This window comes from Ruegeria sp. AWH4_226 (genome assembly GCF_056159225.1).
On record NZ_JBSWUU010000003.1, the window covers coordinates 1 to 25,888 of the forward strand.

General features: G+C 56.9%; 33 protein-coding genes and 1 pseudogene. 18 read left to right on the top strand and 16 right to left on the bottom strand.

Going from position 1 to position 25,888, the window contains the following annotated elements:
* From ACXAET_RS18355 to bhcD, 4 genes and pseudogenes are all read left to right on the top strand, one after another.
* Positions 1 to 488 (top strand): annotated as a pseudogene (locus ACXAET_RS18355) (serine--glyoxylate aminotransferase); the annotation flags it as partial.
* Between the two features lie 11 nt (positions 489 to 499).
* Positions 500 to 1,474 carry a beta-hydroxyaspartate dehydratase BhcB gene (bhcB, locus tag ACXAET_RS18360; protein WP_475188463.1) on the top strand — a complete coding sequence of 325 codons (975 nt, stop codon included), beginning with the start codon at positions 500 to 502 and terminating at the stop codon, positions 1,472 to 1,474.
* A gap of 10 nt (positions 1,475 to 1,484) precedes the next feature.
* Entirely contained in the window at positions 1,485 to 2,648 is a 1,164-nt protein-coding gene (gene bhcC / locus ACXAET_RS18365; RefSeq protein ID WP_475188466.1) for a 3-hydroxy-D-aspartate aldolase BhcC, read from the top strand.
* 14 nt (positions 2,649 to 2,662) lie between these two features.
* Positions 2,663 to 3,652 (top strand): iminosuccinate reductase BhcD, encoded by a 990-nt coding sequence (gene bhcD, locus ACXAET_RS18370; RefSeq protein WP_475188468.1) that lies wholly within the window; start codon positions 2,663 to 2,665, stop codon positions 3,650 to 3,652.
* A gap of 67 nt (positions 3,653 to 3,719) precedes the next feature.
* Here the strand turns inward: bhcD and ACXAET_RS18375 are convergent, their stop codons facing one another.
* The gene (locus ACXAET_RS18375; RefSeq protein ID WP_475188473.1) at positions 3,720 to 4,505 is read right to left on the bottom strand and encodes an inositol monophosphatase family protein; all 786 of its coding nucleotides are present in this window, start codon (positions 4,503 to 4,505) and stop codon (positions 3,720 to 3,722) included.
* A gap of 96 nt (positions 4,506 to 4,601) precedes the next feature.
* Positions 4,602 to 5,507, bottom strand: a complete 906-nt coding sequence (locus tag ACXAET_RS18380) for a LysR family transcriptional regulator (RefSeq protein ID WP_475188477.1) — start codon at positions 5,505 to 5,507, stop codon at positions 4,602 to 4,604.
* Between the two features lie 94 nt (positions 5,508 to 5,601).
* Here ACXAET_RS18380 and metF point away from each other — a divergent pair, with 94 nt between their 5' ends.
* Together metF and ACXAET_RS18390 are read left to right on the top strand one after the other, a co-directional pair.
* Positions 5,602 to 6,468, top strand: coding sequence for a methylenetetrahydrofolate reductase [NAD(P)H] (gene metF, locus ACXAET_RS18385; RefSeq protein WP_475188480.1), 867 nt, complete (start codon positions 5,602 to 5,604; stop codon positions 6,466 to 6,468).
* A gap of 216 nt (positions 6,469 to 6,684) precedes the next feature.
* Positions 6,685 to 7,338 carry a DnaJ domain-containing protein gene (locus ACXAET_RS18390; RefSeq protein ID WP_475188485.1) on the top strand — a complete coding sequence of 218 codons (654 nt, stop codon included), beginning with the start codon at positions 6,685 to 6,687 and terminating at the stop codon, positions 7,336 to 7,338.
* Between the two features lie 52 nt (positions 7,339 to 7,390).
* Here ACXAET_RS18390 and ACXAET_RS18395 read toward each other — a convergent pair whose 3' ends face one another.
* Positions 7,391 to 7,909 (bottom strand): YHS domain-containing (seleno)protein, encoded by a 519-nt coding sequence (locus ACXAET_RS18395; RefSeq protein WP_475188490.1) that lies wholly within the window; start codon positions 7,907 to 7,909, stop codon positions 7,391 to 7,393.
* Positions 7,910 to 8,140: 231 nt separating this feature from the next.
* On the opposite strand from ACXAET_RS18395, the gene yghU reads away from it, so the two are divergent.
* Positions 8,141 to 9,019, top strand: coding sequence for a glutathione-dependent disulfide-bond oxidoreductase (yghU, locus tag ACXAET_RS18400; RefSeq protein ID WP_475188494.1), 879 nt, complete (start codon positions 8,141 to 8,143; stop codon positions 9,017 to 9,019).
* Positions 9,020 to 9,056: 37 nt separating this feature from the next.
* On the opposite strand, the gene ACXAET_RS18405 is transcribed toward yghU, so the two are convergent.
* Positions 9,057 to 9,845, bottom strand: coding sequence for an SseB family protein (locus ACXAET_RS18405; RefSeq protein ID WP_475188497.1), 789 nt, complete (start codon positions 9,843 to 9,845; stop codon positions 9,057 to 9,059).
* Complete coding sequence (locus ACXAET_RS18410; protein WP_475188500.1) at positions 9,838 to 10,425, bottom strand: uracil-DNA glycosylase family protein; 588 nt, start codon at positions 10,423 to 10,425, stop codon at positions 9,838 to 9,840. Before ACXAET_RS18410 ends, ACXAET_RS18405 begins: the two co-directional genes overlap by 8 nt.
* Positions 10,426 to 10,658: 233 nt before the next feature.
* Here ACXAET_RS18410 and ACXAET_RS18415 point away from each other — a divergent pair, with 233 nt between their 5' ends.
* Genes ACXAET_RS18415 through ACXAET_RS18430 form a run of 4 tightly spaced genes read left to right on the top strand, consistent with a single transcriptional unit; the run spans position 10,659 to position 15,219 of the window.
* Complete coding sequence (locus tag ACXAET_RS18415; RefSeq protein ID WP_475188502.1) at positions 10,659 to 11,318, top strand: ABC transporter ATP-binding protein; 660 nt, start codon at positions 10,659 to 10,661, stop codon at positions 11,316 to 11,318.
* Positions 11,296 to 12,870, top strand: coding sequence for a KpsE/RkpR family capsule polysaccharide export protein (locus ACXAET_RS18420; RefSeq protein ID WP_475188504.1), 1,575 nt, complete (start codon positions 11,296 to 11,298; stop codon positions 12,868 to 12,870). Before ACXAET_RS18415 ends, ACXAET_RS18420 begins: the two co-directional genes overlap by 23 nt.
* A 5-nt stretch (positions 12,871 to 12,875) precedes the next feature.
* Positions 12,876 to 13,709 (top strand): 3-deoxy-8-phosphooctulonate synthase, encoded by an 834-nt coding sequence (gene kdsA, locus ACXAET_RS18425; protein WP_475188510.1) that lies wholly within the window; start codon positions 12,876 to 12,878, stop codon positions 13,707 to 13,709.
* 13 nt (positions 13,710 to 13,722) lie between these two features.
* Entirely contained in the window at positions 13,723 to 15,219 is a 1,497-nt protein-coding gene (locus ACXAET_RS18430) for a phosphomannomutase/phosphoglucomutase (protein WP_475188514.1), read from the top strand.
* A gap of 29 nt (positions 15,220 to 15,248) precedes the next feature.
* Here ACXAET_RS18430 and ACXAET_RS18435 read toward each other — a convergent pair whose 3' ends face one another.
* Complete coding sequence (locus tag ACXAET_RS18435; protein ID WP_475188517.1) at positions 15,249 to 17,213, bottom strand: AsmA family protein; 1,965 nt, start codon at positions 17,211 to 17,213, stop codon at positions 15,249 to 15,251.
* Between the two features lie 96 nt (positions 17,214 to 17,309).
* Between ACXAET_RS18435 and rimO the strand changes: the two genes are divergently transcribed.
* Positions 17,310 to 18,698 (top strand): 30S ribosomal protein S12 methylthiotransferase RimO, encoded by a 1,389-nt coding sequence (gene rimO, locus ACXAET_RS18440; protein ID WP_475188522.1) that lies wholly within the window; start codon positions 17,310 to 17,312, stop codon positions 18,696 to 18,698.
* Positions 18,699 to 18,801: 103 nt separating this feature from the next.
* Entirely contained in the window at positions 18,802 to 19,200 is a 399-nt protein-coding gene (locus ACXAET_RS18445) for a hypothetical protein (protein ID WP_475188525.1), read from the top strand.
* A 5-nt stretch (positions 19,201 to 19,205) separates the two neighbouring features.
* Here ACXAET_RS18445 and ACXAET_RS18450 read toward each other — a convergent pair whose 3' ends face one another.
* Both ACXAET_RS18450 and ACXAET_RS18455 read right to left on the bottom strand, forming a co-directional pair.
* Entirely contained in the window at positions 19,206 to 19,562 is a 357-nt protein-coding gene (locus ACXAET_RS18450) for a diacylglycerol kinase (protein ID WP_475188527.1), read from the bottom strand.
* A gap of 129 nt (positions 19,563 to 19,691) precedes the next feature.
* Complete coding sequence (locus tag ACXAET_RS18455) at positions 19,692 to 19,880, bottom strand: hypothetical protein (RefSeq protein ID WP_068336397.1); 189 nt, start codon at positions 19,878 to 19,880, stop codon at positions 19,692 to 19,694.
* Between the two features lie 229 nt (positions 19,881 to 20,109).
* On the opposite strand from ACXAET_RS18455, the gene ACXAET_RS18460 reads away from it, so the two are divergent.
* A complete protein-coding gene (locus ACXAET_RS18460) occupies positions 20,110 to 20,352 on the top strand; it encodes a CDGSH iron-sulfur domain-containing protein (protein ID WP_475188531.1) in 243 nt (80 codons plus the stop codon).
* On the opposite strand, the gene ACXAET_RS18465 is transcribed toward ACXAET_RS18460, so the two are convergent.
* The 5 genes from ACXAET_RS18465 to ACXAET_RS18485 form a co-directional block, all read right to left on the bottom strand.
* Positions 20,353 to 20,613 carry a DUF6455 family protein gene (locus ACXAET_RS18465; RefSeq protein WP_475188532.1) on the bottom strand — a complete coding sequence of 87 codons (261 nt, stop codon included), beginning with the start codon at positions 20,611 to 20,613 and terminating at the stop codon, positions 20,353 to 20,355.
* A complete protein-coding gene (locus ACXAET_RS18470) occupies positions 20,613 to 20,882 on the bottom strand; it encodes a DUF6455 family protein (RefSeq protein WP_475188534.1) in 270 nt (89 codons plus the stop codon). Before ACXAET_RS18470 ends, ACXAET_RS18465 begins: the two co-directional genes overlap by 1 nt.
* Positions 20,883 to 20,897: 15 nt before the next feature.
* The gene (locus tag ACXAET_RS18475) at positions 20,898 to 21,149 is read right to left on the bottom strand and encodes a DUF6455 family protein (RefSeq protein ID WP_475188536.1); all 252 of its coding nucleotides are present in this window, start codon (positions 21,147 to 21,149) and stop codon (positions 20,898 to 20,900) included.
* A gap of 70 nt (positions 21,150 to 21,219) precedes the next feature.
* Positions 21,220 to 21,588, bottom strand: coding sequence for a YigZ family protein (locus ACXAET_RS18480; protein ID WP_475188539.1), 369 nt, complete (start codon positions 21,586 to 21,588; stop codon positions 21,220 to 21,222).
* Positions 21,585 to 22,292: a M48 family metallopeptidase gene (locus tag ACXAET_RS18485; RefSeq protein WP_475188543.1), complete on the bottom strand. Its 708-nt coding sequence runs from the start codon at positions 22,290 to 22,292 to the stop codon at positions 21,585 to 21,587. Before ACXAET_RS18485 ends, ACXAET_RS18480 begins: the two co-directional genes overlap by 4 nt.
* A 121-nt stretch (positions 22,293 to 22,413) precedes the next feature.
* Here ACXAET_RS18485 and ACXAET_RS18490 point away from each other — a divergent pair, with 121 nt between their 5' ends.
* On the top strand, positions 22,414 to 22,662 hold the full coding sequence (locus tag ACXAET_RS18490) for a phosphomannomutase (RefSeq protein ID WP_068336401.1): 249 nt from the start codon (positions 22,414 to 22,416) through the stop codon (positions 22,660 to 22,662).
* Here ACXAET_RS18490 and ACXAET_RS18495 read toward each other — a convergent pair.
* Positions 22,650 to 22,925 carry a DUF167 domain-containing protein gene (locus tag ACXAET_RS18495; RefSeq protein WP_475188547.1) on the bottom strand — a complete coding sequence of 92 codons (276 nt, stop codon included), beginning with the start codon at positions 22,923 to 22,925 and terminating at the stop codon, positions 22,650 to 22,652. The two genes, ACXAET_RS18490 and ACXAET_RS18495, sit on opposite strands and share 13 nt — an antisense overlap.
* A gap of 137 nt (positions 22,926 to 23,062) precedes the next feature.
* Here ACXAET_RS18495 and ACXAET_RS18500 point away from each other — a divergent pair, with 137 nt between their 5' ends.
* Positions 23,063 to 23,641: a nitroreductase family protein gene (locus ACXAET_RS18500; RefSeq protein ID WP_475188552.1), complete on the top strand. Its 579-nt coding sequence runs from the start codon at positions 23,063 to 23,065 to the stop codon at positions 23,639 to 23,641.
* Positions 23,641 to 24,336, top strand: coding sequence for an EI24 domain-containing protein (locus tag ACXAET_RS18505; protein ID WP_475188555.1), 696 nt, complete (start codon positions 23,641 to 23,643; stop codon positions 24,334 to 24,336). The genes ACXAET_RS18500 and ACXAET_RS18505 overlap by 1 nt, the downstream gene beginning before the upstream one ends.
* 3 nt (positions 24,337 to 24,339) lie before the next feature.
* On the opposite strand, the gene ACXAET_RS18510 is transcribed toward ACXAET_RS18505, so the two are convergent.
* Both ACXAET_RS18510 and mce read right to left on the bottom strand, forming a co-directional pair.
* Complete coding sequence (locus ACXAET_RS18510; protein ID WP_475188557.1) at positions 24,340 to 24,615, bottom strand: DUF1467 family protein; 276 nt, start codon at positions 24,613 to 24,615, stop codon at positions 24,340 to 24,342.
* A gap of 17 nt (positions 24,616 to 24,632) precedes the next feature.
* Positions 24,633 to 25,037 (bottom strand): methylmalonyl-CoA epimerase, encoded by a 405-nt coding sequence (gene mce / locus ACXAET_RS18515; protein WP_475188558.1) that lies wholly within the window; start codon positions 25,035 to 25,037, stop codon positions 24,633 to 24,635.
* Between the two features lie 134 nt (positions 25,038 to 25,171).
* Here mce and ACXAET_RS18520 point away from each other — a divergent pair, with 134 nt between their 5' ends.
* The gene (locus tag ACXAET_RS18520; protein ID WP_475188561.1) at positions 25,172 to 25,888 is read left to right on the top strand and encodes a response regulator; all 717 of its coding nucleotides are present in this window, start codon (positions 25,172 to 25,174) and stop codon (positions 25,886 to 25,888) included.

Below are 25,888 nucleotides of genomic sequence, written 5' to 3' on the forward strand. Positions count from 1 at the left end.
CCAACGCATCCGGCGGGTTCCCCTATACCCCGCCATTGCAACTGATTTACGGTATGCGTGAAAGCCTGAATATGCTGTTCGAGGAAGGCTTGGACAACGTCTATTCACGTCATACCCGACTGGCCGAAGGCGTGCGCAGGGCCACTGCCGCATGGGGCCTGGACCTGGTGGCGCAATCGCCCGAGCTTTACTCGGATACGGTTAGCGCGATTTATGTGCCCGAGGGCTTCGACAGCAATGCCCTGACCGATCACGCCTTTAACACCTACGGCGTCAGTTTTGGCGTCGGCTTGGGTGAAATGAACGGCAAAGCCTTCCGCATCGGTCACTTGGGCAGTCTGACGGATGTCATGGTTCTAAGTGGTCTGGCCACAATCGAGATGGCGATGGCTGATCTGAGCTACCCGATCGACCTCGGCAGCGGTGTTGCGGCGGCGCAGGAGTATTTTCGCTCGGGGCGCACGACCCCCATGAAAACCGCGGCATGAGGAGAAGCCCGATGTTGGACGCACTGACCACAGCCGATAGCCTGACCCTCGCCGATATGCGTGAGGCGCACGACCGTATCCGGCCCCATATCAACCGTACACCCGTGTTGCGCTCGGACTATCTGGACGATCTGACCGGCGCGCGGCTGTTTTTCAAATGCGAAAACTTTCAGGAAGCCGGCGCATTCAAGGTGCGCGGTGCTTGCAACGCGGTCTTTGGCCTGAATGAGGCGGCCGCCAAACGCGGTGTGGCCACTCATTCCTCGGGCAATCACGCGCTCAGCCTGTCTTACGCGGCCAACCGGCGTGGTATTCCCTGCAACGTGGTCATGCCACGCACGGCGCCACAGGCCAAAAAGGACGCTGTGCGCCGCTATGGCGGGATCATCACCGAATGCGAACCATCGACCACCTCGCGCGAGGCGGTATTTGCCGAGGTACAGGCGCGCACGGGTGGTGAATTCATACACCCTTACAACGACCCACGCGTGATCGCAGGTCAAGCGACCTGTTCGGCCGAGTTTCTGGAACAAACCGACGGTCTGGACGCGGTGATTGCGCCTATTGGCGGCGGCGGCATGATCTCGGGCACTTGCCTGACGCTTTCAAACCTCGCGCCCGAGGTTCAGGTTTATGCCGCAGAACCCGAACAGGCTGACGACGCCTATCGCAGCTTCAAGGCCGGTCATATCATCGCCGATGATGCGCCGAACACCATCGCGGATGGCCTTAAGGTGCCGTTAAAGGAAAACACGTGGCACTTCGTGTCAAACTTCGTCAGCGACATCCACACCGCCAGCGAAGACGAGATTGTCGCGGCGATGAAAACCACATGGAAGCACCTGCGCATCGTGATGGAGCCAAGCAGCGCCGTGCCTTTGGCAACGATCCTGAAGCACCCCGAGGTGTTCAAGGGCAAGCGTGTCGGCGTGATCATCACCGGCGGCAACGTGGATCTGGACAAATTGCCCTGGACCCGGGGTTGAGGAGGAAAACATGAACAAGCCCGTAAACATCGAACAGCTTGAGGTCGGCTTTGACATACCCGCCGCCATCGGCATGGACGTATCCGAGATCCAGACACCCGCATTGGTTCTGGATTTGGACGCACTGGAACGCAACATCAAGAAAATGGGCGACTATGCCAAGGCCCACGGCATGCGCCACCGGGTGCACGGCAAGATGCACAAATCCGTCGATGTGGCGCGGCTTCAGGTCGAACTTGGCGGCGCGTGCGGTATCTGCTGTCAGAAAGTGTCAGAGGCCGAAGTTTTTGCCCGTGGTGGTATCAAGGACATTCTGGTCTCGAACCAGGTGCGCGATGCGGTCAAAATCGACAGGCTTGCGCAAATGCCCAAGCTGGGGGCCCGGACGATTTGCTGCGTCGACGATATAGACAATGTGTACGACCTGTCCGAAGCAGCGCAGCGCCATGGCACCAAGATCGAATGTCTTGTGGAAATCGACTGCGGCGCGGGTCGTTGCGGTGTGACCACCACGCCCGACGTCATCGCCATCGCCAAGGCCATCGACGCGGCCCCGGGCCTGAAGTTTGCAGGTATTCAAGCCTATCAGGGGGCGATGCAGCATTTGGATTTGTACGCAGACCGCAAGGCCAAGATCGACATCGCCGTAGCGCAAGTGAAAGACGCTGTAGACGGGTTGAAGACCGAAGGGTTGGATTGCGATATCGTCGGCGGTGGCGGCACCGGGTCCTACTACTTCGAAAGCACCTCGGGTGTTTACAACGAGCTCCAGTGCGGCTCATACGCGTTTATGGATGCCGATTACGGCCGTATTCTGGACAAGGACGGCAACCGGATCGACCGGGGTGAGTGGGAAAACGCCTTCTTTATCCTCACCAGCGTCATGAGCCACGCCAAAGCGGACAAAGCCATCGTGGATGCCGGACTCAAGGCGCAGTCGGTGGACAGTGGGCTACCGGTGGTCTTTGGGCGAACGGATGTGGAATACGTCAAATGCTCGGACGAGCACGGCGTAGTCGCCGACCCCCACGGCGTTCTGAGGATCAATGAAAAGCTGTATTTAGTGCCCGGCCACTGCGACCCGACCGCCAATGTCCATGACTGGTACGTGGGTGTGCGTGACGGCAAGGTCGAAGCCCTCTGGCCTGTTTCTGCGCGCGGCAAAGTCTTCTAGGCGAGGGGAGGATAATGAAAGATATGTCAGATAATGGCCTGCTGATTGTCAGCGAAGACCTGTGTCAGCAGCTGGTTGGCCGCAAAGAGGCGTTCGACGCGGTACAAGACGTATTTGCCGCGATGGCGCGCGGTGACGCGTACAACTTCCCTGTTATCCGCGAGGCGATCGGCTATGCCGATGCCCTCTACGGTTTCAAGTCCGGGTTTGACCGCGCGGGTCAGGTGCTGGGCGTCAAATCCGGTGGATACTGGCCGGGAAACACCGAGAAAGGGTTGACCAACCACCAGTCCACCGTCTTTCTGTTTGACCCCGACACTGGGCGGCTGTCAGCGCTGGTTGGCGGCAACTACTTGACTGCTGTCCGCACAGCGGCGTCTGCGGCCGTGTCCATCGCCCATCTGGCCCGCAGAGACTCCAAAGTGCTGGGGATGGTCGGCGCGGGCCACCAATCCACCTTCCAGCTTCGGGCCGCCGCTGAGCAGCGTGACTTTAAAAAGGTGGTCGCCTGGAACCCACACCCCGAAATGCTGCCGCGTCTGGAAGCCGTCGTGCATGAGGTCGGACTGGAGTTTCAGGCCGTCACCCAAGAAGAGCTTGGCGCACAGGCAGATGTCATCATTACGATCACCTCGGCTTTTGAACCCTTGTTGATGAAGGACTGGATCAAACCCGGCACCCATCTGGCATGTATGGGCACCGATACGAAGGGCAAGCAAGAGGTCGATGCCATGCTGGTGGCCCATGCCACCGTATTCACCGATGAGGTAGCGCAATCCATTACCATCGGAGAGACTCAGCACGCTGTCGCCGACGGTCAGCTGACCAAAGACCAGATTACCCCGATCGGAGCCGTTATCAACGGCGACCACCCGGGGCGTGGGTCAGACGAAGAGATCACCCTCTTCGACGGCACGGGGGTCGGACTGCAAGACCTCGCCGTCGCATCAGTTGCCGCAAAACTCGCGGACAAAGCCGGGTTAGCAGATCGGGCGATTCTGTAAAGCGAATCCCGAAAACGAAAAAGCGCGCCTCAATCGGGCGCGCTTGCTTTACCGGAATAAGCGCTGGTCAACTGCGGATCACTTTGGCGAATTGGTCAAAGATCGGCTCGTTCGAACAGATCACCTCACCATCGTCAATAACGCTTCCTTCCGGATTCAAGGCCTGAACAAGGCCACCGGCTTCTTTCACGATGATGATCCCGGCGGCCAAATCCCATGCGTTCAGGCGACGCTCCCAAAAGCCTTCATAGCGGCCCGCAGCCACGTAGGCCATGTCCAGCGCCGCAGCGCCCCAGCGGCGTACACCGGCACAAACCGGCATCAAACGTGCAAGGTCCTGCAGAGTAGCAGGCAGGTCCGAGCGGCCACCAAAGGGCAATCCGGTCGAGAAAATGGACTCGATCATGCGGTGACGGCCAGAGACGCGAATGCGGGTGTCATTCATCCACGCGCCCTCGCCTTTTTCGGCAAAGAACATCTCATCCTTAGCGGCGTCATAGATCACACCAGCCACGATCTTGCCCTTGTGTTCCAACGCGATAGAGATCGCCCAATGCGGAAGGCCGTGCAGGAAGTTCGTGGTGCCATCCAGCGGGTCAACGATCCAGCGGCGGGTTGGGTCCTCGCCATCGATGGCGCCGCCCTCTTCGGCCAGCCAGCCATAGGTCGGGCGCGCACCAAGCAATTCCTCTTTCAGGATCGCCTCGGCGGCGATATCGGCCTTTGAAACAAAGTCACCCGCACCTTTCATCGACACCTGAAGGTTCTCGACTTCACGAAAATCCTTGACCAAAGAACGCCCCGCCTTGCGCGCGGCTTTGATCATGATGTTGAGGTTTGCACTGCCAACCATTGTCCAAAGGCTCCTGTCCGGTCAAACCGCGCGTATACTGGGGCTATGCGACCTTGCCAAGAGGAATGATGCGCATAGCTGACCGGCGTTTGGCGCCTACTGCGCTTGTAACTTGCGCGCCTCGCTACCGGCCAATTCGATCAACTCTTGCACGTAGGGTTTTTCAAGGTCTTCGGTACGTACCGCTGCGTACAGCCTGCGGGTGATTCCGTTCTTGGTCAGCGGTCGCGTGACATAGTCGGAATTGTACTTGACCTCACGCACTACCCAGTCAGGCAAGACTGATACACCACGGTTTGACGCGACCAGCAACAGGATCACCGCAGTCAGTTCGACCTGACGGATCGCTGCAGGTTCAACCCGAGCAGGGATCAGCAACTGGCTGAACACATCCAGACGTGTACGCTCAACCGGATAGGTGATCAAAGTTTGACCACGGAAATCATCGGCCTCAATGTACTTTTTCTGCGCCAACTTATGTGACGAGGCGGCAACAAAAACCGCTTCGTAATCAAACAGTTCAATGAACTCGACACCCGGAAGGCTTTCAGGGTCGGATGAGATGACAAGGTCAACTTCTTCTTTTTGCAATGCAGGCAGCGCGTCAAATGCAAGGCCGGGACGGATATCAACGTCCACATCCCCCCAGGATTTACGAAAAGCCTCTAGCACGGGGAACAACCACTCAAAACAGGCATGACACTCGATAGCAATGTGCATGCGACCAGTACGACCATCCCGAAGGGACGAAAATTCCTGTTGCGTTGCCTCGACTTGCGGCAAAATCTGCTCGGCCAAACGCAACAGCCGCAACCCTGCCGCTGACAGCTTCATCGGTTTGGACCGGCGCAGGAACAGCTCGACCCCGGCCTGATCTTCCAGCCCCTTGATCTGATGGCTCAGAGCGGATTGGGTGATGTTCAACTGATCCGCGGCGCGGGCTAGGCCACCGCATTCGTGGATGGCCTTGATCGTACGCAGGTGCCGAAATTCAATGTGCATTGCTGTGAGGCTCATGTTGTTCTTGAGTAATATGAGTTTGTCTCACAATGCCCAAACTGGCACAAGGGGTACAGATTGGACCTGTGAGGCTAACATGACGAAACCAGAAATTTCATTCGAGTTTTTCCCGCCGCAAACGCTCGAGGCCTCATTCCGCCTGTGGGATACTGTTCAGACATTGGCTCCGCTTGAGCCGCGCTTTGTGTCCGTTACCTATGGCGCAGGTGGCACGACCCGCGAGCTGACCCGCGATGCTGTGTCCACCTTGCACAAATCTTCCGGCCTGCCAGTGGCCGCGCACCTGACCTGCGTTGATGCCTCGCGCCAGGAAACGCTGGAGATCGCAGAAACTTTCGCAGCCGCCGGCGTGCAGGATATCGTTGCGTTGCGTGGTGATCCGCCGAAAGGTCAGGACCGGTTCGTGCCACATCCCGACGGGTTTGCGCATTCGGTCGAACTGATCGAAGCCCTGGCCGAAACCGGGAAGTTCAACATTCGCATCGGCGCATATCCCGACCGGCACCCCGAGGCGCAGAATTTCGCTGCTGATATCGATTGGCTCAAAGCCAAGTTCGATGCGGGTGCCGACGAAGCCCTGACCCAATTCTTTTTCGAGGCCGAGACTTTTTTCCGCTTTCGTGACGCGTGCGAGAAGGCTGGGATCGACAAACCCATCGTGCCCGGCATCCTGCCGATCGAAAACTGGAAAGGGGCTCGCAACTTTGCCCGCCGCTGCGGGGCGTATATTCCGGCGTGGATTGAGAATGCTTTTGACAAGGCACTTCGAGACGATCGCGAAGACCTGCTGGCCACTGCCTTGTGCACCGAATTATGCTCGGATTTGATCGAGGGCGGTGTGGACAAGCTGCATTTTTACACCCTGAATCGACCGGAACTAACGCGTGACGTCTGCTTTGCCTTGGGCATTACGCCTAGGGCCGCCTTGCAGAACGTCGCCTGAGGTAATCCCCTGTTGGTCACCTTGCCCGGAACCCATTGAGGTTCTGGGCTTTTTGCGACGTCTCACATCATTCTCTCGCACCATGAATATGTAAACAATCCCTCAACCAAAACAGTCACTGTCCCCGTGGGGAGGATAAAAATTCGCTAAAGTTTGACAAATTCAATGGCCTCCGCACACTGAGAGCGTTGTATTTGTTTAACGAGTTATTTGGGTATGGAGCCTGTTGAAAAAATTAATGCCCGCGCTGACGCGCTTGCGGCGCTTGGACTGGACCAGACCGCCGGATCCGATGATATCCGGGATGCCTGGCGACATATCGCCTTTCACGCACATCCCGATCACAAGAATGGTGACTGCACGCATTTTGCCCGCGCCAAGGAAGCCTATGATTTCTTGCGTCGCGAAGGCCTGACGGCCAAAGGCCCGACCACCGGCAAACCGCGACGCCCAAAGCTGCGCAAGCGTGTGATTGAGTTGGAGAGCGAAGATATGAACGCCTGCCGCGTGTTGTTGAACACAGCGCTGGCGCATAGCTCAGATCAATCGGACGTGGCGTCGCCCACGCAAAACGAAACGGACTCGGACCATGTTCCGGAAGCCGTGGGGTTTTATGGCCGTCACCTGACGTATTTCGTTCCCACGCCTGTCTGTGAAGGATCTAATCGGGTGGCGTTGCCGACCTCTTTCCTGGCCTCGGCGCGGCGCACGGAAACCGAGGTGCTGAGCTTTCAGTCCAACGATGCGGGCGCAGGCGAGGTCGTAGTGCCGGAAGCGATTATCACGTCCAAATTTCCGGGCGCAAAAAGCGTCCGCATAAAGTTCGACGCGGATCAGCAGATGCGGGACGAGTTCTGGTTACCGAACTGATACGAAAAACCCGGCCAAGTGGCGGCCGGGTTAATCTATTGGAAAATCTCGATCAATTAGAAACCGGGCCTTCCGAAGTGAATTTGGGGATGACGCTGGTCGATGCGGCATTACTTTCGATTTCAGGCCAGTTGCCTTCGGCAATGTTGATGTTTCCGGGGACATCTTCTTCCCAGAAACCCACAACCACATCTGTGATGTTCAGATAAAGTTTGTCGTCAACGATCCGCCACAGGTTTGGGTTTGCCGGAACCTTTCCGCCTTTCGATACGCCATAAGCGCAGTGGCCATCATACTGAGGCGCATAAAAAGCTGGGTTTTCCAAGAATTTGTCGCGGTTTTCCTCGGTTGCGAAGGCCCAGGTCGCGCCATTGTATTCCGCAGTGATATCAGCGTGGCCGCGCACGCCTTCAGGCTGGGACTGGCCCACAGGTGCCTGATCCAGGCTGCGATAGGCGACAACATCATAGCCCGAAACGGCAAAACCAGTGCCGTCTACATATTGGTCACCGGCAAATGCCGGAACGGCGAGGGTCAGAGCAGTCGCTAGGGTCAGGGCGAAGCGTTTCATTCGGTTAATCCTTTTATCCACTAGGGTTGGCGTCTGCTGGAAGGATAGACTTTTTTATTCTTTTGGGCAGTCCCGCTCGCGCCGGTGTGACCGCTCAAGAGGAAACGTTAGACCTGCGCACCCAATTGTTACAAAACTAACCGAGCGTCCGGGGTTGGACTCAGGGCGTTGCAATATTAGCTGTTTGGTTTGACTGACCTGTAAACCGAACTTTGCTGAGAGAGAGACCAGATGACCGAGCAATCCCAATACGAACCCCCCAAAGTCTGGACATGGGACAGCGAAAGCGGCGGGCAATTTGCCAATATCAACCGTCCCATTGCTGGCGCGACCCACGACAAAGACCTGCCGGTCGGAAAGCACCCGCTGCAGCTCTACTCTCTGGCGACCCCAAATGGCGTCAAAGTGACCGTGATGCTTGAAGAGTTGCTGGCACTGGGGCACGAAGGCGCAGAATATGATGCCTGGCTGGTCAAAATCGGTGACGGTGATCAGTTCAGTTCGGGTTTTGTCGGGGCCAATCCGAACTCAAAAATTCCTGCATTGTGGGACCGTTCAGGCGACACGCCTGTCCGTGTATTTGAAAGCGCATCGATTCTTTTACATCTGGCTGAGAAATTTGGTGCCTTCCTTCCGGAATCCGGACCTGAGCGCACAGAAGTCATGAATTGGGTATTCTGGCAAATGGGCAGTGCGCCTTACCTTGGTGGCGGGTTTGGTCATTTCTACGCTTATGCCCCAGAGAAAATGGAATACCCGATCAACCGCTTCACGATGGAGACCAAGCGGCAGTTGGATGTTTTAGACCGGCAGTTGGCCGATAACACTTACGTCGCGGGCGAAAACTATACGATTGCCGACATGGCAATCTGGTCGTGGTATGGCCAATTGGTTTTGGGTCGCCTCTACAGTGCGGCTGAGTTCCTGGACGTTGAAACCTACAAAAACGTATTGCGGTGGGCCAAAGCGATTGACGAACGGCCCGCCGTAAAAAGGGGCCGGATGGTCAACCGCACGTTTGGTGCGCCTGAAACCCAACTGCACGAGCGTCACGACGCCAGCGATTTCGAAACCCGTACACAGGATAAGCTGGAACCCGCCGCAGAATAACGTGAGCGCCCCGCGGCCCGGAGGAACGCGGGGTTTCTTACTTCAGTACAGGTGGTTTTTCCGGATCACGACCCGGAGCAACCTGTTCCACAACACGCCGCTCAGGCTGTGGCAGGTCGAACCGCAGACCAACCCGCGCCAGTGCTGCTGCCGCCGGGTCATGCGGTTTAAAGAACCCAACATCCATCGCACCCGCTTCGATCCCTGAAAATGTCAGGGCTTCGGAGGCGGCTTTGGCCAAAGCGGGCTCGGCCCCTTCGACCGCGCCGACAAATCCAAGCAAGTGCCCCGATCCCCCGTCTTCTGCCTTGGTTCCCACCAGAAACGCGGTCTCGGCCAGACCAACAGCTGTTGCCAGCTTTGCATCCAGCGCCTGTAGCAGATCTTCCGGCAGGCCAACGGGTGGAAGGAACTGGGCCAAACGCTGTTGAACCTCTTCCGGTGCATGTTTCAGTGTAGACGCGAGCCACCCCAACGCCTCGGCCGGGATCAGCATCGACGACGGCGCGACCTCAAGGTTCAGGCCCAGACCGATCCCCTGCCCCGACAGCATCGACGACAAGATCCGCCCCGACAGGGCCACATAAGGCACGGGTTTTTCGGCGAAACGGGCCAGCCTGTCCTCACGATCGAAGGCCAAAACAAAGCGGCCATCAGCGACATCGAATAACTCGGGCGAGATGCTTTCGCCCTGCGCCTCTTCGGTCAGCATCAAAAACAGCTCGCTATCCGCAAGGCGTTCAAAAAAGCGCAAGCGCGCTGCATCGTCTTGCGGGTTGGCCTCCATGGCGGCATGCGCTGAATCAAGCGCCGTTGTATCAGTCATTCAAAACCTCTTGGACCCGCGCACGCAAAACCGGCAGAAGTTCTGCTTCGAACCACGGGTTTTTCTTCAGCCATGCCGTATTGCGCCAGGATGGATGAGGCAAGGGAAAGACGCGCGGCGCATAGTCCCGCCAGCGTTGCACCGTATTCGTGACCGACCCTTGAACATCCATGTGAAACTTTTGCGCGTGGCCGCCAACCGTTATCGTCAGCGGCACCTCTCCAAGCGTTTGCATAACCCGGTCATGCCACGTCTTGCCACAGATGCGCGGCGGGGGCAGGTCAGCTTTTCGCTCATTATACCCCGGAAAGCAAAAGGCCATCGGAACAATCGACACGCGGGTGCGGTCATAAAAAATGGTTTCGTCAATCCCCAACCAGTCACGCAGGCGATCCCCCGAAGGATCGGTGAACGGACGCCCCGAGGCATGAACGCGTGCGCCCGGCGCTTGGCCGGCAATCAGCAAGCGCGCGCCAGAGCTGAACCAGACCACCGGTCGCGGCTCGTGCGCTGTATGCGTGGCGCGGAACTTTTCTGCACATATTTGGCAGGCCTCTATCTCTTCCTGTAACGAATTCATCAGATCGAAAGACTTCCTGCAGCACGGTGTTTGATGGTTGGAATGAAAGATAGTGAACAGATAGCCAGGGTCCAACAGGTTCAAATGTCACAAAAACGAAAAGGCGGCTTTGCTGGACATTGATCATTTGTTTCAAAATTCGACATAATGTAGCCAACATAAACAAATAAGGTGACCGCGCTTACATCAGCCTGAGCGCTAAACCAAACAAACGTCAGAGCAGCAGGCCGAGAATGCTTGAGTTTGAGAATGTCAGTAAGTCCTTCTGGACCGGGACCCGCCGCAAGGTGATTCTGGACAGGGTCTCGTTCCGGATTGAGCTGGGGCGTTCGATTGGCATTCTTGCGCCAAATGGAACCGGGAAGACAACGCTGATCAACATGATGGCCGGGCTTGAAAAACCGGATGAGGGCGTGATCAGAAAGAATTGCAGGGTTTCTTTTCCGATGGGGTTTTCAGGCGGAGTTGCAAAAAAGCTCTCGGCCCTGGAAAACGCGCGCTACATCGCCAAGATCTACGGGATGGACCCCGACTACGTCGAAGCCTATTGCAAATGGCTGTGCAATCTGGGTGAGTATTTTACCCAACCGCTCGGGACATATTCAACGGGTATGCGGGCGCGTTTCACCTTTGCGCTCATGCTGGCGCTGGATTTCGACATGTATTTGATTGACGAAGGCATGCCCGCATCAACCGATGTTGAATTCAACCAAAAAGCCGGTGACATTCTGAAAGAGCGGCTGCGGACAACGACATTGGTGATTGTGTCCCACAACCCCAAAGTTCTTGAAAAATTTGCACAGGAAGCCGCCGTTCTTCTGGATGGCCATCTTTACATGTTCGACACCTTGGAAGAGGCGAAACAGCTATATGACTACCAAACCCAAGGCTAAAAAATACCGCTGGCGCCACAGCCGAACGGACCCGGCCTCGGCTGATGCCCGTGCTGACGCGATTTCGCGTATCAGAGCGGCGACGCAACCGGCCGAGGCCGCGAATGACTCGGCCCCGGCGACTGACATTGAGACGATCAAAGGCGAAGGGCTGACGGGTCGGCAGTTGCGTGTAGCAAGACGCCTCGCGCAGAAAAATGGGCTTGAGGCGACGTCAGACTACGACGCGGTGCGGCTGTTGCGCCTGAAGGGGATAAATCCTTTCGAAAGGGCCAACCTCTTGGATCTGGGTGCCAATAAGAAAGACCCCGAAGAACAGGCAAAGGACAAGATCACGATCCAGTTGCCGCAAACCGTTTCGGAAAAACCGCAGATCCTACCCGGCCCTAACCTAAGCCCTGCGGAACGCCGAAATCTTGAGATTGGACAGATACAAAAGGACATCGCGCGCCGCCGCAGACGCAAGCTGTTTGCCCTGTTTGCACGACTGACAGCTTTTGTTCTGCTGCCGACGTTGATTGTGGGGTTTTATTTCTACAGGTACGCGACACCTATGTACGCAAGCAAGTCTGCCTTTTCGATCTTGCAGGCAGATGGTGGTGGGGCCGCTTTTGGCGGGTTCCTGGCGGGGACGCAATTCGCCACAGCGCAGGATTCGGTTGCTACACAGGAATTTCTGGAGTCCAAGGATGCGCTTGTACGATTAGAGCAGGACACCAATTTCTCGGAGATCTTCAAGCAAGAGTGGATAGACCCGATTCAGCGCTTGCCGCAGGACGCATCGCTTGAAGAGACCCACAAGCTGTTCAGACGAATGATAACTATCGGTTACGACCCAAGCGACGGGATCATTCGCATGGAAGTCGCGGCGCCAAGCCCTGAGGTCTCAGTCCTACTGTCGGAACGCCTGCTATCTTACGCGGAGGAAACCATAAATGGGCTGAGCGAGCTGAAGCGTGAAGACCAGATGCGTGATGCAATCGCTGCGTTTGAAAACGCACAGACAGAACGCAAGAAGGCGCAGGAAGAACTGATCGAACTGCAACTGCAGGGGGCTGTTCTGGACCCTGAAAACGTAATTGCGGGCCTCCGCATGCGGATCAACGCGATCGAAGTTGAGTTGCAGGAAAAGGAGCTGCAATTGGCAGCGCTGATGGACAACTTGCGCCCGAACCAGGCCAAGGTGGATGGCGTGCGCGCCGATATCCAGAGGCTCGAAGCGGTTCTGGCTGAACTGAACGCCGAAATGGTTGACGTCTCGGCTGGCGAGAACTCGTTGGCGCGGCTGAGTGTTCGTATTCAGATGGCACAGGCCGACCTCGTTGCGCGGGACATGATGATGCAGACCGCCCTTGAGCAAGTGGAAACCACCCGCACCGAGGCGAATCGCAAGGTGCGTTACCTGACGGTGTCCGTGAACCCCGTTGCCAGTGAAGAACCCGCCTACCCGCGCAAGTTCGAAAATACGATTTTGGCTTTCCTGTTGTTTGCTGGTATCTACCTGATGATCTCGCTCACCGCGTCGGTCCTTCGTGAACAGGTATCCTCGTAAGACACATGAAACATGTAAAAATCTCCGACCTCACGGTCGGCAATGATCTGCCTCTGACGATCATTGCCGGCCCCTGCCAGCTTGAAACCGCCGACCATGCCCAGATGATCGCCGGTAAAATGAAAGAGGCCTGCGATGCCGCCGGTGCGCAGTACGTATTCAAAGCTTCGTATGACAAGGCAAACCGAACATCATTGTCCGGCAAACGAGGCATGGGGATAGATGCCGGGCTGAAGGTTCTCGACGACATCCGCAAAGGGATGGGTATTCCGGTCCTGACTGACGTTCATACCGAAGCTCAGTGCGCGCAAGCTGCTGAGTCGGTAGATATTCTGCAAATCCCGGCATTTCTGTGCCGCCAAACGGATATGCTGTTGGCAGCGGGAAACACGGGCAAGGCCGTGAACGTCAAAAAAGGCCAATTCCTCGCCCCGTGGGAAATGCCGAATATTGTTGAGAAAATCGAAAGTACGGGCAACCAGAATATCCTGTTAACGGAACGCGGCACGTCGTTTGGATATAACACACTTGTCGCCGACATGCGGTCGCTGCCGCAGATGGCGCAAACCGGCTATCCGGTTGTGATGGATGCAACCCACTCGGTTCAACAACCCGGCGGCAAAGGTGGGTCATCCGGCGGCCAGCGTGAGTTTGCTCCGGTCATGGCCCGCGCCGCAGTGTCGTTAGGTGTCGGTGCCGTGTTTATCGAAACGCACCAAGACCCGGATAATGCACCATCCGACGGACCCAACATGATCCCCTTGGAACAGATGCCACAATTGGTTGAAACGTTGATGCGTTTTGATGCGCTGGCAAAGGCCAACCCGATTCAGATTTAAGCAGAGCGATAGCATGACCAAACCCATCCCAGAGGTGACCCCAAACACCTGGAGCTTTCTACGCGACCCGATGATCAAGCCCACCGGCTTTCGCGAGTATGACGCCCGCTGGAAATACCCCGACGAGATCAACTTGCCTGGTATGACAGCGCTGGGGCTGGGATTGGGCACGCAGATGCACAAACGCGGGATCGAGCCGGTGATCGCGGTTGGCAACGACTATCGCGACTATTCGCTGGCGATCAAGAACGCGCTGATCCTGGGCCTGATGCAGGCGGGGATTCAGGTCAAGGATATTGGCCCGGCCCTCAGCCCCATGGCCTATTTCGCGCAGTTCCATCTGGATGTTCCAGCGGTCGCCATGGTCACTGCCAGCCACAATCCAAATGGCTGGACCGGTGTAAAGATGGGGTTTGAACGCCCACTGACCCATGGCCCCGATGAAATGTCAGAGCTGCGCGATATCGTGCTGAATGGCGAAGGCGCGCCGCGTGGAGGTGGGTCATACGAATTCGTTGATGGCGTGAAAGAGGCATATCTCGACGATCTTGTAGGCGATTTCAGAATGTCCCGGCCGCTAAAGGTTGTCTGCGCGACCGGCAATGGAACCGCTTCGGCCTTTGCGCCCGAACTTTTCGAAATGATGGGGGTCGAGGTTGTGCCCAGCCACAGTCGTCTTGACTACAGCTTCCCCAACTACAACCCAAACCCCGAAGCGATGGAGATGCTGCACGACATGGCCGACACCCTGAAATCCAGCGGTGCCGATCTGGCACTGGGTTTTGATGGTGATGGTGACCGTTGCGGCGTTGTGGATGATGAGGGTGAAGAGATTTTTGCCGACAAGGTCGGTGTGATCATGGCGCGCGATCTGGCCAAGATTTACCCCAACTCGACATTCGTGGCGGACGTGAAATCGACCGGATTGTTTGCCAGTGACCCCGAACTGAAAGCGCATGGCGCAAAGGCCGATTACTGGAAAACCGGGCACAGCCACATGAAGCGACGGGTCAAGGAAATCAACGCTTTGGCAGGGTTCGAAAAATCGGGCCACTACTTTCTGGCCGAACCGATCGGCCGCGGCTATGATTGCGGCATGCGGGTGGCGGTTGAAATCTGCAAGCTGATGGACCGCAATCCGGACCAAAGCATGTCGGACCTGCGCAAGGCGTTGCCAAAGACATGGTCGACACCCACCATGTCACCCTATGCCGCCGATACTGAGAAATATGACATCCTCAGACGGTTGGTCGATAAGCTGGTTGCCAAGGCCGATGCCGGTGAAAAACTGGCAGGTCGTGCGATCAAAGAGGTTGTCACCGTCAACGGCGCGCGGGTCATTCTGGACAATGGCAGTTGGGGTCTGGTGCGCGCGTCCTCGAATACCCCAAACCTTGTTGTGGTTTGCGAAAGCAGCGAGAGCGAGGATGAAATGCGCGCAATATTTGCGGATATCGACGCGGTTATCCGGACCGAACCCGGCGTTGGGGATTACGACCAGACAATCTGAAGGATTGTTTTAGGGCGCCTTTGGGCGTCCTAATCCGCACCAAGCAGTTTGAGCAGACCTTTCTTCGCCTCTTCCTCGAGCTTCTTCTTCAACGCATCTTCGGCGCTTTCTCTATCAGTCACCACGGCGTCCAATTCCTCGCTGACCTTGTCCAGAACCTTTTGCTTGGCGTCGTCCTCAAGGTCTTTGAGCTCCCCCTCTGCGGCGGCCTCAATCACTTTGGTCAGGTCCGGTTTGATCGAGGGGCTGCTCCACGGTCCGACAATACGAACGGGCACTGACAGGCCCTGTCCGGAATTGGCCCGCAGCGCGGTAGGCGTGAACAGATAGCCAAGTGTACGCTCCCCGATATTGACTGTTCCGGTCCCGTCTGCGCGAAAATTGTCCAGTGACATCAGAAGATCAGTGTTCGTTAACACGCCCTGACCCATCGTGAAACTGGCCGAGAGACTGTTGAAAACCGTGGTCCCGCCTGCCCCCTCGCCACGCCCCATCAAACGATCCAGGTCGAAGCCTGAGATTACGCCCGGACCCACCTTCAGACTGCCCTTGCCGCTGAGGGATCGCATGATCTGGTCTTCGGTTTGCCCAACGCCCAGAAATTCGAACTCACCCGACCCTGTACCGGACAAGCGCTCGACGCCGGCCAGCGCAGTCAGGGCCTGTTGGACATCCATGCCTTGCGCCGTCAGCTTGCCGCCAACCGAAAGACCATTGCGGTTGTTGGCCACCACCTGCCCAGTTACTTTCCCAGAAAACAGCGTGGCCGGGTTCATGCCAAGCACGGCGCGGGACCGATCAAGGCTCAGCGTCAGGTCGCTGGGGCCAAGTTTGATTTCGGGCATAACAATGGATGAGGCCGTCAAGCGAATCTCTCCATTCGCCAACGAAAGGCTTGAAGCATCAATCGGCGTAGTGGACCATCCATCGCTTGGCGTTGACCCGGCGCCTGCGCCCGTGCCAGCCCCAGACGCCGCGGGCGCGGAACTGTATCGGGACAGGTCGATATCGCCACCATTGAGCCGCGCCGTGACTCTCGGTGGGTCCGATATCTCGATATCTGCCTCACCGGTAAAACGGTTGTTGTCCAGCTGCGCCACCATGTTGCGCAGCGAGATACGCCCGGCACTGGTGTAGGTCATCTGCCCGGACACATCGGCCACCCGACCCAATCCCAATGGCACTCCGACGCCTGCCTGCCCAAAAACCGCCAGCATTTGCTCGGTGTTTGTCGTTTTCACCTCTAACGCGCCATCCATTTCACCAGCGAGGTTAACGCGCCCGTCAAAACCAACTTCACCCCCTGGTGCGGTCAGCGCCAATTGCAGCGGCGTAACGGCACCAGAAGCGTAGGCTGGCAGATCCGGGATTTTCAGGTCCACACTTACTTTGCCGCCTGGTACAGCCATCTGAGCCGCCATAATCATCGGCGATGCCGGTCCTGGCCAGCTTGCAGACAGATCGACATTGGCAAAGTCGAATTTGGTTGAACCATTTTCCGTATAAATCAGCCGCGCATTGGTGAGTTCCAGTTGATCCAGAGTCACAGCACGCTGCTGTGATGTTTCAGGCGGTGAGCTACCTGCGCTGTCTGTCACGGCCTTCGGCTCAATCGGCTGAAGCTCCCAATTGCCACGCCCTTCCGACAGCTCCAGCCGCAGCACCGGGTCGTCCGCGACCACACGCCGAATCCTTAGATCGCCGTTCAACAACGCTGCGGCGTCTACACCCAATGCGAGGCTTTCAGCGCTCAACATCGGCTCGGACCCGGCCCAAGGCGCATTTCCAAAAGTCACCGGACCGGCCTCAAGCCCCAATACCGGCCAGAACGACAGTTTTACGTCCCCCGACAACTTTAACTCGCGCCCTGTTTCGTTCTTGACCTGTTCGGCCAGAATCGCAGCTAATTTATCGCCCGGCATCAGCAACAAGGCGCCGATGACCAGCCCGAATGCCGCGACGAAAATAAATAGAATGCGCAATAGCCACTTCATTTAACTGCTCTCCGCTTGTTCGGCATGCGTTGACAAGATCATTCAAACCCTGCGTCGCATTTGCAAGAGGAAGCGTTCCCCACTATATGCCGCGCCATGACCACGAACCCGCCAAACCTCCGCCCAGACCTGGCGCCCGCCGCCCGGATGCCCGAGTCGCCACGTTCGAACCAGCCTATGATTGGTATGGTATCTCTGGGCTGCCCGAAAGCATTGGTCGACAGCGAGCGTATTCTGACCCGCCTGCGTGCAGAAGGATACGGCATTTCACCGGATTATTCCGGGGCCGATGCCGTAATCGTGAACACCTGTGGGTTCCTCGACAGCGCCAAGGCCGAGTCTCTGGAAGCCATCGGTGAGGCATTGGTGGAAAACGGCAAGGTCATCGTAACCGGCTGCCTGGGCGCTGACCCCGACTATATCCGCAAGCACCATCCGCGCATCATGGCTGTGACGGGGCCACATCAGTATGAGCAGGTGTTGGACGCCGTCCATACGGCGGCTCCACCCAATCCCGACCCCTTTGTCGATCTTCTTCCAGCGAGCAGCGTGCAACTTACGCCGCGGCATTACAGCTATCTCAAGATTTCCGAGGGCTGCAATCACAAGTGTAAGTTCTGCATCATCCCAGACATGCGTGGCAAACTGGCCAGTCGTCCGGCGCACGCTGTCCTGCGTGAAGCCGAGAAACTGGTCGACAACGGGGTGCGCGAGCTACTGGTGATCTCGCAGGATACCTCGGCCTACGGGTTGGACCGAAAATATGATGTGAACCCGTGGAAAGACCGCGAAGTGCGCAGCCATATCACCGATCTGGCGCGCGAATTGGGTCAACTCGATGCCTGGGTGCGTTTGCATTATGTCTATCCCTACCCGCATGTGCGCGAGTTGATCCCCCTTATGGCCGACGCAGGTTGCAACGTTTTACCGTACCTGGATATTCCGTTCCAACACGCCCATCCGGATGTTTTGAAACGCATGGCACGCCCTGCCGCCGCCGCCAAAACGCTGGACGAGATTGCCGCGTGGCGCGCAACCTGCCCCGATATCACGCTGCGCTCGACCTTTATTGTCGGCTATCCGGGTGAGACCGAGGCCGAGTTTCAGACCCTCCTCGACTGGATGGATGAGGCACAACTGGATCGCGTCGGTTGCTTTCAATACGAAAACGTCGATGGCGCGCGTTCCAACGACTTGCCGGATCATGTTCCGGCCGAAGTCAAACAAGACCGCTGGGACCGCTTTATGGAAAAAGCGCAGTCGATTTCCGAGGCGAAACTGGCCGCCAAAGTTGGTCAAGTCGTTGATGTGATCGTGGACGAGGTCGATGACGAGGCCGCCACCTGCCGCACCAAATCGGATGCGCCCGAGATCGACGGCAACCTGTTCATTGATGAAGGGCATGAAAACCTGAAGTCCGGCGACATTGTCCGCGTTGAGGTGGACGAGGCCGGTGAATACGATCTGTGGGGTAAGCTGGCCTGACACTGTCACCTTCAATGGCCGAAATCTGACGCAATTTACTGGCATTTTTCAGCGGAAGCGTAGATCATACGGGGGCATTCAACCAACCAGGAAGGAGGGTTCAATGCCCGGTTTGCGCCTCTTTGACCTGAAATATGTAATGGCCATCCTGGCCGCCCAGCTTTGCGCCTTACCCGCAATTGCCGAGTCTTACCGATCGGGCGGATTCATAATCATAGGCTCCACACCGCCAAGCCTTTTGGACCATAGCAAACACAAGGTGCATCGGTACTATGGTGCCCCAAGTGTCTATCACCCGAAACCCCAGCATGAGTACAAGGCCAAGCCGGACCACTACCACCACAGGGCCAAGCCCAAACTCCGCTATTTCAAACCGGTCAGGCGTCACCATCAAACGGTACGCGGCTTCCGCAACAAACACGCCTCACCGTATTTCATTCAAAGACGTTATGGCATTCAGCGCCGCGGGTTACGCTTTGGCGGCGACTGGCGAAAACACTAAGCGTGTTACACCAGACTCAGCAGCCCGATCACCCAAGCCACTGCGGCTGCCACCGCCGTGACAGCAACAGCCGCACTGGCGGTGTCCTTCGCTTGGCCGGCTAACCTGTTGTGATCGGTTGACGTGTGATCGACAGCACGCTCAATCGCGGTGTTGAACAGCTCGGCGACCAAAACAAGCAGTCCCAGAACCAGTATCAAAGCACGCATCCCGTCGCCCAACGGCAGCCAAAAAACCAGCAGTGCCGACAAGATGTTTGCCCAGACCCAAGTACGAAACGAATACTCTTCACGCCACGCGACAACCAGCCCCTGCCAGCTCCAGCGCGTGCGATTCTTGAGGCGGACAAAAAAGGTTCTCATTTGCCGTCGATATCCTGTTGTACTGAGTTCCGGCCCTCAACGCAGTGTATCAGGCACGAAAAAGCCGCCCGACGGCGGCCTGATCTTTGAACGTATGCGAGCGGCCCGGCAGAGCCGCCCGCGTCATTCTTATTGCGAGACCGGGTTACAGACGGTCTGGCCCGCTTCGGTCGTTGCAAGCTCGGTCCCGGCCGGGCAGCTTGGCGTGCCGAATTTGTCATACTCGGGGGTGATGAAAACCGGTGCCGGTTCCTCTTGTTGCGAGCAAGCCGCCAAAACAAGGGCAAATGCACCAACGGCGACAAATTTGAGTTTCATGTCCGTCATTCCTCTATTAATTTTCTGATATTGCCCGAGTATTTGGGGCCGAAGGCAGGATACGACCTGAATGGTATTTTTGCAACGCGCTCTATCACAAAGTCGTGAATAAAGGCGGAACAACGCCGGTAACCCCCTCAGAAACTGCAAGTTTATGAGCAAACGCTACCGTTTTCCGCATGTCGCCCTAAACTGTTGCCATGACATTTGCGAAAGACGGAGTAGCCACATGCCAGACCAACCAGCCATTGCGCAAAAAGGACCCTACGCGGTCGATGTGACCGAAGGGAAAAGCTATTTCTGGTGTGCCTGTGGACTGTCCAAACGCCAGCCTTTCTGCGACGGGTCCCACAAAGATACCGACTTTGAGCCCGTCAAGTACACGGCGGAAAGCAGCAAGAAAGTCTTTTTCTGTGGCTGCAAACGTAGTGCTAGTCCGCCGTTGTGCGACGGGTCACACTCTGGGTTGTAGTCAGGTTTTTAACGGGTTCAAAAGATCGGCGCTGGCACAAAATTCCGGAGCTTCTGCAGCCTCGGACTGCTGCTGTGACAACCATAACGCACACTTATCGCTGCACTGTGCCGCTCGACAACGACCGACCATTTCTGCGTAGCAGTCCGGCGTTAGTCGTCCTGCCGCCATAGCTTCGGTCAGTGAGATATTCATGCATCGCGCCACCGAGCGGGTAAGCCAGAAATGTTGCTCAACGTCCTCTAAACTGTCTTTTGCCATCAGACTTCTTGCCTTGAACGGGTTTGCAACGCCGCAAACCGTTGTCGATTCCTGCAGGTCTGTGGCGCATTTTTCACGATTTCATGCCGATCCAACCAGTCAGGGCATCGATTGGCCCAGTCGCATCCCCGGCACTGATGAACCATCTCAGCCCAGTCCTGCTGTGTCAGATGCCCCTGTTCATGCGCCGCCACGATATCCGTGCCGGTTACCTGCCCCATCCGCAGGACAAGACGAAGATGGGTCATGATCTCACCGAGATGGGGCATGTAACACTCCTGTCGTTAAGGGATCAGTTTGCCGAGCAGCTCTTGATTGCGGCAATACTCCGGCGTTTTGTCCACTTGGCCGGATTGCTTCAGATACCCCTCGCAATGTCCGGGGTTGGCGCATCCGGTGCATCGCAAGACGGCTTCGGAAAGCTCGTCGAGCGAAACGTCGCCATCTATCGCCGACTGTTGCAGGTCCACGCCAAGTTTGGTCGCCATTTGATCGACCAGACCCGCATGGTGTTTCAGAACTTCACGGTTCGGCATTAGCAGATTTCTCCCTGTCGCACGTCCAGAACAGGGTATCGCAACCTTGCGCGCAGGCATTTGACTCAGGTCAAAGCCCGGCCCCGACGTGATCCAGATAGGTGCGGGTGGCATCCTGAACCCGGCGAAAGCGGTCCCCACCCAGTTTTTTGCCACCATACCATCGGGTGACGACCACCACATGCCCGTCCAGTCCGGCCCGCTCCAGCATACGCAGAATTACCATACCGGCACCACTTTCCCCATCATCCGCCTTGAGCGCACCCGTCGGCAAAATGGCTGCCCAGGTGTTATGCGTCGCCTTGGCATAGGCTTTGTCCGATTTAAGATCCTGCAACACCGCGTCAATATCTTCCCGTGTGCGCACCGAGGCGCCAGAAACAGCATATTTCGACCCCCGATCCGTCAGGACCACACCCATCTGTGTTACAGATGTCATTCCGTCAGACCCAGCTGCTTCGCCGTTTCGACAACGATCTGAACACGCTCGGCATTTGGGGGGTGGGTGCTTAGAAACGCATCTCCGGGATCGGCAAGCCGATCAAAATACTTGGCCCCGATCAAAGGGTTGTATCCCGCATTGTAAGCGATGATCGTTCCCAACTGGTCTGCCTCAAGCTCAAACTCCTGAACATTAACCTGCACCCCAACCTCAGCGCCCAGTTTCTGGGACCGTTCAAGCTCTTTCCCGTCCTCGCCATGCAACTTGCCCAGATCATTGAAGATTGCAGCGCTTTCCTGAGCGATTTCGGTCTGTCGGGCAATATGTCCCAACACGTGATGCGCGGCCTCATGCGCCATGACAAAAGCCAGTTCATCCGAATTCTTGGCGGATTGAATCATCGAACGGGTGAAGATGATAACTGGCTGATCCTCTTTATCGAGGGTCTGGAACGCATTGGCAGGCGCACGAGGGTTGAGGTCAACCAGAATTAGAAAATCACAATTCTTTACCCTGGCCTGGCGCAGGCATTCGGCGCGCGCTTCTTTGCCGACGGCGCGGCTGATACCCTGGAACGCTGCGGCATCAACCGCAAATTCATCCGAACCCGGCGACCACTGCTCTGCTGGCTGCACGCGCAGAAAACCGGCGCTACAAGCCGCCAGCACCAGTGGAAACAGCAAAAAGGTCAGACGGCGCATAGATATTCCTTTGAAACGGCTACCCGTTTCAGGAATCATAGCTCTGTCCTGGCGGTTCCGCCACTGCCAGATTGTGCGGCAACGGGTTGCATTGCGGCTCGACACCTTGCACTCTGCCTGCATGTTTTCGATTGAGCATGAATTCGACGCGACGGTTATCACCTTGGTAGACGAAGGCCCTGCGCCTTTGCAGGAAGATGTCGTCATTAACAGCTTTGCCGAATGTGTAACGCTAGAGCAGTTTGACCCACGGACAGAGCAGATACAGAAGATAACCCTGTCGCCCGAACAGGTTCGCGATCTGGCCGCTGCGCTGGATTTGCCGGAAGGGGTATATCAAATTCACGAACGGCCAAGTCAGGGCGCATAGACAAACAGCTTGTCACGCGCGCTATGCCCTTTTTTCAGGATCAGCTCGGACGGGGCAACGCCCATCGCGATCGCGAGTATCCGGCGCACAGCGTCATTGGCTTTGCCGTTTTCGGGCGGCGCGGTCACAGCTATCCGGATCATTCCTTTGTCTGACGCGATACTGTCTCGTGCGGCTTTTGGCGTTACCTTCACACGAAGCGCGGTGCCCGGTGTCGCGTGACTGCTAAGGTCAGGTACATTTCGCAATTTTGGTTTAGCCAAGTTATCCCCCCTGCTTCCGATCACTGTTGCACAGGCGGCAGAGGCGTGAAATTGATCCCGAGCGTCCAGCGTAGTGCACTTGAAACGAGCCAGATGTTCAACCAGATACAGACTGTTCATGTGAAGGAAGTTAACATATGTCCTTGAAGAATCCGGCCGCTCTGGAATTTCTGCACTCGCGTCGGTCGCGCCCTGCGAAGACACTGATTGCCCCGGCGCCCTCACGGGACGAGCTGTTACCCCTGCTGACCGCCGCAGCCCGCAGCCCTGATCACGGCAAGCTGGAACCGTGGCGCTTTATCGTGCTTGAGAAAGGCGCAATGCCGCGCTTGTCTGCGCTGACGCAAGACCGGGGCGTTGCCTTGGGCAAAACCCCTGAGGAGATCACCAAGGCTCAAAGCCAGTTCGAAATGGGTCATCTGGCCGTAGCGGTGATCGAAGTGCAAAAGCCGTCGGAGAAGATTCCCGCAATCGAGCAGACCTATTCCGCAGGTGCTGTTTGTCTGGCTCTTTTGAACGCGGCCCTGGCGGCGGGTTGGGGCGCGAACTGGCTGTCCGGCTGGCAGGTTCACGACCCCGAATTCTGCCATAAGGCGTTTGATTTGCAGGACAATGAACGTGTCGCTGGCCTGATCCACATTGCAACCGAAGGCACGACCCCGCCGGAACGTCCCCGGCCGGATATTGCGGCCCTCACAGAATGGGTCTCTGAGTGATGATACTGAGTGCTTTCTTCGCAGCACTGGGCCAAATCGGCGACCCCAAGTTCCGCGCCGTTCTGTTTCGGGGTGTTGGTCTGACGATCATACTGCTGATCCTCGCCTGCGCCGGGGCAATCTGGCTGATCAATCGGTTGTCGGGGGATGAGATCGCTCTGCCGTGGATCGGCACTGTCCCGTGGTTGAACGACGTCCTGAACTACTCTGGCATCTTTGTTGTGCTGATATTGCCGGTGTTCCTGATGGTGCCGGTTGCCTCGGCGATTACATCCATGTTTTTGGAAGAGGTCGCGCAAGCCGTTGAGGACAAACACTATCCCACCCTTCCCACAGTAGCCGGCATCCCGTTCAGCGAAGGGTTAAGGGATGCGATAGGGTTTATGGGGGTGCTGATCGTGGCCAACCTTCTGGCGCTGATCCTCTATGCGATTTTCACGCCGTTGGCACCATTCATATTCTGGGCCATGAACGGATTCCTGCTGGGCCGTGAATATTTCACGCTGGCTGCCATGCGCCGCGTTGGGCGTGAAGGTGCGCGCAAGTTGCGGGCCAAGCACTCCGCAACTATCTGGTTGGCGGGAACGTTGATGGCTATTCCCTTGTCGGTGCCTTTGGTGAACCTGTTGATCCCAATACTGGGGGCCGCAACCTTCACCCACTTGTATCACAAGCTGTCAGGGTCCACCGCCTGACAGCTACTCGCGCGGTTCCAATTGGTTCAGCCAGTCAAAATCGCGCACCGAAATCACGCCCGAGATGATGATCCCTGCTATAATGGCCCAGAGCACCACCGATATCCCGGTGGTGATCCACATTTTCTTCTTCATGTGATGGACTTCAGGCGCACCCGCATGCGTACCCGGCACGATGTCTCCCAGGTCGCCCTGCGTTTTGATGCGGATCGGCAATACGACCAACAAAGTCATGAACCAAATGACGGCGAACAAAACTAATGCAGCAGTGATCGTCATGACAGCCCCTTTTCAGATTAGACCTGCTCAAGCTCAACCAGGCAGCCGTTGAAATCCTTGGGATGCAGGAACAGCACCGGCTTGCCATGCGCACCGATCTTGGGCTCACCCGACCCCAGAACACGGGCACCGGTTTCCTTCAGATGGTCGCGGGCAGCGATGATGTCGTCAACCTCATAACACACGTGATGAATGCCCCCGGCGGGGTTCTTTTCCAGAAAGCCGTTGATCGGGCTGTCATCGCCCAGCGGATAGAGCAGTTCAATCTTGGTGTTCGGAAGCTCGATGAACACAACCGTCACGCCGTGATCAGGCTCATCCTGCGGCACGCCGACCTTGGCACCCAGCGCATTCCGATACTGCTCAGACGCGGCCTCAAGATCAGGTACGGCAATGGCAACGTGGTTCAGGCGACCAATCATAATACTCTCCTCCGTTCTGCGTTGCAGCGGTTATGAGGGCTGCAGAGACAAAGAACAAGTGCGCCAAATTGCCGTTAACCCTGTGTTAGCCAGAAGTTCCTAGCTTGAGGCATCTGCTGATTAGGAGTTCTGCTATGGATGATTCGAGCCCCTTCGCCTCTCCCGCTCAGCCAACGGCCACGCGGCCGCTGCTGGGTCAAACCATTCTGGTTGTTGAAGACAGCCGTTATGCCTGTGACGCCATCCGGCTGATGTGTTTACACAGCGGCGCGCGCATCCGACGTGCGGATTGTCTGAAATCAGCACGCCGCCACCTGCAGCTTTATCGGCCTTCGGTCATTCTGGTGGATATCGGACTGCCGGACGGCTCTGGCGACGAACTGATCGCTGAACTGTCGCAAGCTACGCCGCGTATCGGCGCCATTTTGGGAATGTCGGGCGATGACCACGCGCAGGATATAGCCCTTCGCGCAGGGGCGGATGGGTTTCTTGCCAAACCGCTAAAGTCGCTATCATATTTTCAGCAACTTATCTTGAACAGTCTGCCCGAGGATCGCCGGCCCAACAGCCTGCACGCCGTTCGGGATGAAGTCATTTGCCCAGATCCAATGGCCTATCAGGATGACATGGCTCACATTGCCGAAGTGCTGACCGAGCCGAATGATCGCAGGACACTGGACTATGCCGCCCAATTCCTTCGGGGGGTTGCCGAACATGCCGAAGACGCCGTGTTGGCGGATGCGGCGCAAAAACTGGCCGAATCCCATGCCAGCAGCACACCCGTGACGGCCTTGACGGCTCAGGTTGCCGGCATCGTCCAGACAAGGTTGCAACAGCGCGAGGCGATTTGA